Annotated in this window: 8 protein-coding genes; 2 read left to right on the top strand and 6 right to left on the bottom strand. The window is 71.4% G+C overall.

Features of this window, described 5'->3' with window-relative positions; genetic code table 11:
• The coding region (locus tag AB0K15_RS45460; RefSeq protein WP_364066869.1) for an alpha/beta hydrolase at nt 1–133 on the bottom strand (133 nt) is incomplete at its 3' end.
• A 204-nt stretch (nt 134–337) separates the two neighbouring features.
• Between AB0K15_RS45460 and AB0K15_RS45455 the strand changes: the two genes are divergently transcribed.
• Nucleotides 338–1,237, top strand: coding sequence for an AraC family transcriptional regulator (locus AB0K15_RS45455; RefSeq protein WP_364066859.1), 900 nt, complete (start codon nt 338–340; stop codon nt 1,235–1,237).
• A gap of 88 nt (nt 1,238–1,325) precedes the next feature.
• On the opposite strand, the gene AB0K15_RS45450 is transcribed toward AB0K15_RS45455, so the two are convergent.
• Nucleotides 1,326–2,081, bottom strand: coding sequence for a GntR family transcriptional regulator (locus AB0K15_RS45450; RefSeq protein WP_364066857.1), 756 nt, complete (start codon nt 2,079–2,081; stop codon nt 1,326–1,328).
• Between the two features lie 137 nt (nt 2,082–2,218).
• Here AB0K15_RS45450 and AB0K15_RS45445 point away from each other — a divergent pair, with 137 nt between their 5' ends.
• Entirely contained in the window at nt 2,219–3,283 is a 1,065-nt protein-coding gene (locus AB0K15_RS45445) for a putative sulfate exporter family transporter (protein ID WP_364066855.1), read from the top strand.
• 41 nt (nt 3,284–3,324) lie between these two features.
• Here AB0K15_RS45445 and AB0K15_RS45440 read toward each other — a convergent pair whose 3' ends face one another.
• The 4 genes from AB0K15_RS45440 to sigJ all read right to left on the bottom strand — a co-directional run bounded on the left by AB0K15_RS45440 (nt 3,325) and on the right by sigJ (nt 6,221).
• The gene (locus tag AB0K15_RS45440; protein WP_364066853.1) at nt 3,325–3,891 is read right to left on the bottom strand and encodes a hypothetical protein; all 567 of its coding nucleotides are present in this window, start codon (nt 3,889–3,891) and stop codon (nt 3,325–3,327) included.
• A gap of 46 nt (nt 3,892–3,937) precedes the next feature.
• Nucleotides 3,938–4,552, bottom strand: coding sequence for an NAD(P)H-dependent oxidoreductase (locus AB0K15_RS45435; protein WP_364066851.1), 615 nt, complete (start codon nt 4,550–4,552; stop codon nt 3,938–3,940).
• Nucleotides 4,553–4,774: 222 nt separating this feature from the next.
• Entirely contained in the window at nt 4,775–5,233 is a 459-nt protein-coding gene (locus tag AB0K15_RS45430; protein ID WP_364066849.1) for a carboxymuconolactone decarboxylase family protein, read from the bottom strand.
• A gap of 97 nt (nt 5,234–5,330) precedes the next feature.
• Nucleotides 5,331–6,221, bottom strand: coding sequence for an RNA polymerase sigma factor SigJ (gene sigJ / locus AB0K15_RS45425; protein WP_364066847.1), 891 nt, complete (start codon nt 6,219–6,221; stop codon nt 5,331–5,333).
• Nucleotides 6,222–6,332 lie beyond the last annotated feature (111 nt).

Below are 6,332 nucleotides of genomic sequence, written 5' to 3'. Positions count from 1 at the left end.
GCAGGAAGAACAACATCTGGGTGTCCCAGTCGTCCGCCGACAGCGGCCAGCCATGGCTGAAGACGATCGGCTGGCCGGTACCCCAGTCCTTGAAGAAGATCTCGACACCGTCGTCGGTGGTGATCGTCGGCATGGCTGTGTCTCCGTTTCTCGCGACGTTCCCGGATACCTCGTGAATCTGTTGCGTGTGGACACTGATCGGAGCGCGTCTAACCTGCGCCTGTGCAGACTACGCACCGCTCCTCCGGTGGCGTCCGCACTCGAGGCCCTTGGATGATCGTCCGCACGGCAGGAGGGGACCACGCGTGAACGGCTCACGTTTCACCGGAATCGGCTCATGGACGCGCTGAGCCGGCTCATCCGGCTCGTGCACCCGCAGAGCAGCATCGACGTGCGGTGCCTGATGGCCGGCAGGTTTTCCGTGGCCCACGAAGCGGCGCCGCCCGGGCGGGTGCCGTTCTACGTCGCCCTCGAGGGCAGGTGCACCGTGACCACGGCTTCGGCCGTCGTCGACCTCGCCCCCGGGGATCTGCTCGTCCTGCCGCACGGCGACGCCCACCACGTCAGAGTGACCTCAGGCCGGAAGCTGCCGTTCGAAGACGAGCAGGGCGCCACGTTCACGACTCGCCGCACCGTCGGCGTCGAGCCCGACCACGACCTGTTCTGCGGTCACTTCCACTTCGACACGGCCGCGGGAACGCTGCTGTTCCGCCTGCTGCCGTCCCTCCTGCACGTCACGCTCACCTCCTCGGCGCTCGCCCTGGCCGAAGTCCTGCGCGAGGAAGCCGCCTTCGACGGCCCGGGAACGAGCGCCATCGTGTCCTCGGTCTGCGACGCGCTGCTCGCGATGGCGCTGCGCAGCCGGCCCGAGCACCGGCTCGGGACTCCGGCGCTGTGGACCGCGATGGGAGACGACGTGCTGGGTGAGGTGATCGCCGGCGTCATCGAACGGCCCGGGGAACCGTGGACGATCGAGCGCATGGCCGCGGCGGCGTCGATGTCGCGCTCCACGTTCGTGCGGCGCTTCACCGCGCGCACCGGGGGCACTGTGGCGACGCTGCTCACCACCGTCCGCATGATGGTCGCCGCCGACCTGCTGGCGAACTCCGACCGGTCCGTGGCGCGCATCGCGGGGGAGGTCGGCTACCGGTCCGAATCGGCGTTCGTGGAGGCGTCCCGCGCAGCCGTGGGCACTTCGCCCGCTCGGTTCCGGGAGAACTCAATGACCGGCGGGTGACACTCGGGCCGGACGAGAAGATCGTCGAAGTCGTTTCCTGGCGCCAGTTCCTGCGCCCGCCCGCGCACCTGGCGGCTTCGACCTGCCGTCAGGACTGGCTGACCAGCCGGTACCCGGCCGCGGAGAACTCTGCCGTCAGTGCGTAGCGGTCGCCCCGGACGAGGGTGTGGCGCCACTCCATCGGGCGGCCCTGGGAGTGGCTCAGGCGGTTGATGGCGAAGGCGGCGACGTCGTGGGCGCAGGCGAGCTGGGTGCGTTCGGCGGCGGTGGGGATCACGGCGTGCACCTCTTCGCGGCCGTGGTCGAGGCGGATGCCGGTGCGGCGGGCGAGCTCGCCGTAGAGGCTGGTGTGCGTGAAGTCGGCCTGCAGCAACGGTTTCGCGACGTCGGCGGGGAGCCACACGCGGTCCATCGCGAGCGGCTCGTCACCCGCCAGGCGGAGCCGCTCCAGGTAGACCAGCGGCGTCGAGGCTTCGAGGTCCAGGCGCTCGGCGACCAGGGCGTCGGCCCGGACGTCGAACGTGCGGACGATGCTGTGCTGCGCGAGGCCCGCCGCCTCGACGGACGTGAACAAGCTGTAGAGCGCGCCCAGTGGCTGGGCGATCTCGGCCGGCGGGGCGACCCGCGGCTGACGGCCGCGTTCGGCCACGACCACCCCGTCGGCACGCAGCTGGCGCAGGGCCTGCCGGACGGTGTGGCGGCTGACACCGTACTCCTCGGCCAGCGTGAGCTCGCCCGGGAACTGTTCGGTGAACTCACCGGCATCGAGCCTGGTCAGCAGCTCGCGCTGGAGCTGGCGCCAGAGCGGTTCGGAGCCGGAGCGGCTCAGCGTTCGTGGGGCCATGGCCTCCTCCGGGCTGTCTCCGCCGACACTACCGGTAGCCAAATGTGCGGACATAATCTACGTTGAATGTACGTACATTTGGTTGGGCGGATTCGGGAGGGAGTGTCGATGGCGACACGCGGACGGCCGGTCGCCCGATGACCGCCACCCAGGACCGGGCCGCCGACCGGCACCCGACGCGGGACCGCGTCGCCGAGGCCGCTCCGGGGCTGCTGGTGGCGCTGGTCGTCGCCGGGGTCGCGACCGCGCTGGGCTGGCTGGTCCCGATCGTCGGCGGGCCGGTGTTCGGCATCCTGCTCGGCGCGCTGGCCGCGGCCCTCGTGCCGGGGCTGCGTGCGCAGCGGTGGGCGCCGGGCTACGGCGTGGCCTCGAAACCGGTGCTCCAGCTGTCGATCGTCGTGCTCGGGACCGGGCTGTCGCTGCAGGAAGTGGTCCGCGTCGGCGTGCAGTCGCTGCCCGTCATGCTCGGCACGCTCACCGTCGCCCTCGGCGGGGCCTGGCTGCTGGGCCGCTGGCTCGGCATCGAGCGCGACACGCGCACGCTCATCGGCGTGGGCACGGGCATCTGCGGCGCGTCCGCGATCGCCGCCACCACGGCCGTCATCAAGCCGAAGCAGACGGACGTCGCCTACGCCATCGGCACGATCTTCACCTTCAACATCGCCGCCGTGCTGCTGTTCCCGCCGCTGGGCCACCTGCTCGGCATGAGCTCGCACAGCTTCGGCCTGTGGGCGGGCACGGCCATCAACGACACCTCCTCGGTCGTCGCCGCCTCCTTCGCCTACGGCGGTGACGCCGGCTCGTACGGCATCGTCGTCAAGCTGACCCGGACGCTCACGCTCATCCCCATCGTGATCGTGCTCGCGTTCCTCACCGCCCGCCGCGAAGCCCGCCGAACCCCCGGCGACGCCGGGTTCAGCATCCGCACCATGCCGTGGCGGCGCATCGTCCCGTTGTTCCTGCTGGGCTTCATCGCCGCCGCCGCGCTCGACAGCCTCGGCGTCGTGCCCGCGTCCTGGCACCCCGCACTGTCTACACTGGGCACGTTCCTCATCACCACCGCACTGGCCGGCATCGGGCTTTCCCTGCGCCTGGCGGACATGCGCCGCGCCGGTCCTCGTCCGCTCCTGCTCGGCGGTCTCCTGTGGATCGCCGTCGCGGCCACGAGCCTCGGTCTGCAAGCGGCGACCGGCTCGCTCTGACACCGGGGCAGGCGCCGAACGGCTGCGCGAGCCGGAATCCCCTACCCGAGGTGGCCGCCGCGGTCGGAGGCCGGCACGTAGCGAACGTCCGCGGGCGCGTCGTGCGTGTGGATGAGGCTCGTGTCCCACCGGTGCGGCACCGACGCCGCCACCCGTTCCACCAGGTGGCTGCAGAACACGGGGGCGCTCAGCCGCACCAGCCGCGCGTCGCCGGTGTCCAGGGCGAACGTGTCGGTCTCGCCGGTCACCTCCACACGCCGGTGCCGCACGTCGGCCGGGCGCGGCAGGCCGTAGCCGTGCAGCAGCGAGTTGCGGATGATCCACAGCACCACGGCGTCGTCGTGCTCCACGCCGTGCTCGATCAGCAGCCGCTTGAAGCGCTGTCCCGCCGGCGCGGAGGTCCCCGACAACGTGTCGAGCACGATCATGCCCAGGCAGACCCCGACCCACGACCGCGTGCCGGGCCCGTCACCCGTCTCGGGGTCCCGCCCGTGCGCCGCCCGCATGTCGCGCAGGGCGAGCTCGATGGGCAGGTACTCCCGCCCCGGGTGCGGCGCGCAGTGCAGCCGCCTGAGCGGCACACCGCCGCGGTCGTCGAGCGTGGTCACCGCCGCACGGTACCCGGCCGGCCGGTCCGGTGAACGGCGGCGCGGCTCAGGCGAAGCGGGCCGCCAGCTCCTTGGCCTTGGTGAGGGCGTCCTCGTGCGCCTGGGCTCGAGACGCCTCGTACCGGCCGACGGATTCCGGCCCCCACGCCCGCTTCAAGGCGGAGGTGAGCTCCGGGATGATGAACTCGACCTCGGTGATGCCGAAGTAGGTCGCGAAGAGCGCGGTCAGGTAGGGCACGACGAAATCCTTGCCGTCGCGGGGCGTACCGGGCCGGTAGGTGCTGCCGCGGCTGGAGACGACCACCACCGGGGTGCCCGCGGCGGACGGCTGCTCGCCGATGATGCGACCGGGGACCATGACCTGGTCGATCCAGGCCTTGAGGGTGCTGGGGACCGTGAGGTTGTACATCGGGGCGGCGATCAGGACGACGTCGGCCTGTTCGAGCTCGCGGGCCAGTGTGGCACGCAGCGGATCCTCGTTCCCGGCCGTGAACCCGTCGTCGGTGAGGTGCGGGAGCGGGTCGGCTGCCAGATCGCGGTGGATCACCGTTCCGTGGGGGTGCTGGGCCTCCCACTCCCCGCGAAAGGTGGCCGTCACGGCGCGCGAGGTGGACGCGTCGCCGGGCCGGATCGAGCTGTCGAGGTGCAGGAGCGTGGGCATGTTCTGGTGACTTTCGGTGCGATCGAGCGGATTTCGCGGCGCCCGGCGAGACCACGATCTTCAGGACGGTGGCCGCACGGCCGTGCTGTGTCCACTGTGGACTCGGCGGTGGGCACAGGCGTCCGGGCTCGGGGTCTTCACCAGGGCCGGGGCCGGAGCCTCGACGGCCTCTGGGCCGGGGCCACCAGCCCGCCGGCGCCCGGCGGCCTGGTGGGTGCGAGGTCAGCCGGCGACGTGGTAGCGGCTGGTGATGGCGACGCGGTTGAACGCGTTCATCACCGTGACCAGCCAGGAGACCGCCGAGATCTGGTCTTCGGTGAGTTCGGCCGCGGCGGCGGCGTAGTCCTGGTCGCCGACGTGTCCGTCCGAGACGCGGGTGATCGCTTCGGCCAGGCGGAGGGCGGCGCGGTCGGTCGCCGAGAAGTAGCCGGTCTCTTCCCACGCGGGCAGCACGGCGATCCGGTCGGGGTTTTCGCCCTTCTTGAGGGCGTCACGCGTGTGCATGCGCAGGCAGAACGCGCAGCCGTTGATCTGGGAGGTGCGGATCCTGACCAGCTCGACCAGGAGCGGGTCGAGCCCGGCCGCGGCGGCGCCGCTGTCCGCCTCCGCCGACAGGGCGATGAGGGCCTTGTAAGCGGCCGGGTGCTGCTTGTCGATGCTGATGCGCTGGGTGTTCGTCACAGTTGCTTCGATTCCTTCGTGTGGTCCGAGCCGCGCCGTCCGGGCGCGTCGTGCGTTCTCGCCAGGGAGACGAGGTAGCCCGCGCGGGTGTGACAGCTCAGACCCGGGAAAGTTTGTCCGGGTTCAGGACCCTGCGGTACGCGGTGATCAGGCCGTCGGTGATCTGCACCGTGTCGACGGAGTGGACGCGGCCGTCCCGGCGGAACACGAGCGCGAGCTCGCCGCCCACCTCGATGAACTCGATGTGATCCGGACGCCACTGGCGACCCACCCGCACCATCACCTCGGCGATGCGCTCGCCGCCGTGGATGAGCTTGCGTGCCGCCGAGACCTTGCCGCCGCCGTCGGTGACGTAGACCGCGTCCGGGTGCAGGAGCCGGACGAGGCCGGACAGGTCGCCGGATTCGTAGGCGGCACGGAAGGCCGTCAGCACCCGTTCGCGCTCCGCTTTCGTTGCCTGCGAAGGGGACTGATTCGCCTTGGCCACCCGCCGTCGCGCCCGCGAGGCGAGCTGCCGGGCCGCCGGTACGGACACGTCCAGCACTTCCGCGATCCGCCCGAACTCGAACCCGAACACGTCGTGCAGGACGAAGGACACCCGCTCCGGCGGGCTCAGCTCCTCCATGACCAGCAGCATCGCCGCGCCGACGGACTCGTCGACGAGCACGGGCTCCGAGGCGTCCGGCCCCGTCAGCAGCGGCTCCGGCAGCCACGGCCCGACATAGGACTCCCGGCGCGCCCGGGCGCTTTTGAGGATGTCGTACGACCGGCGCGCGGCCACCGTGACCAACCAGGCCCGCAGATCGTCGACCTCACTGAGATCGGATCCGGCCGCTCTCAACCACACGTCCTGGGCGACGTCCTCGGCATCGGCCACACTCCCCAGCAGCCGGTAGGCGACGCCGAAGACCGCAGGTCGATGCGTTTCCCACTCGGCGCCGAGCCGGTCCTCCTGCTCGGACCGGCCGGGCGCATGCCCATCACCCATGCAGACCGCAACCTCCTCCGGCACGTGGATTCAGCGTACCCATGGGAATCCGGACGCTAGCACCGATGATCGCCGGACACTCCCGAGCCGGCCGGACACGCACGCGCGACC

The organism is Amycolatopsis sp. NPDC049253 (assembly GCF_040678995.1).
In the GTDB taxonomy this organism is placed as follows: Bacteria; Actinomycetota; Actinomycetes; order Mycobacteriales; family Pseudonocardiaceae; genus Amycolatopsis.
This window is presented reverse-complemented; position numbering and strand designations above follow the sequence as displayed.

Coding starts and splice junctions, on each gene's coding strand:
- AB0K15_RS45455 (WP_364066859.1), top strand. CDS start 338: ATGGACGCGCTGAGCCGGCTCATCCGGCTCGTGCACCCGCAGAGCAGC.
- AB0K15_RS45450 (WP_364066857.1), bottom strand. CDS start 2,081: ATGGCCCCACGAACGCTGAGCCGCTCCGGCTCCGAACCGCTCTGGCGC.
- AB0K15_RS45445 (WP_364066855.1), top strand. CDS start 2,219: ATGACCGCCACCCAGGACCGGGCCGCCGACCGGCACCCGACGCGGGAC.
- AB0K15_RS45435 (WP_364066851.1), bottom strand. CDS start 4,552: ATGCCCACGCTCCTGCACCTCGACAGCTCGATCCGGCCCGGCGACGCG.
- sigJ (WP_364066847.1), bottom strand. CDS start 6,221: ATGGGTGATGGGCATGCGCCCGGCCGGTCCGAGCAGGAGGACCGGCTC.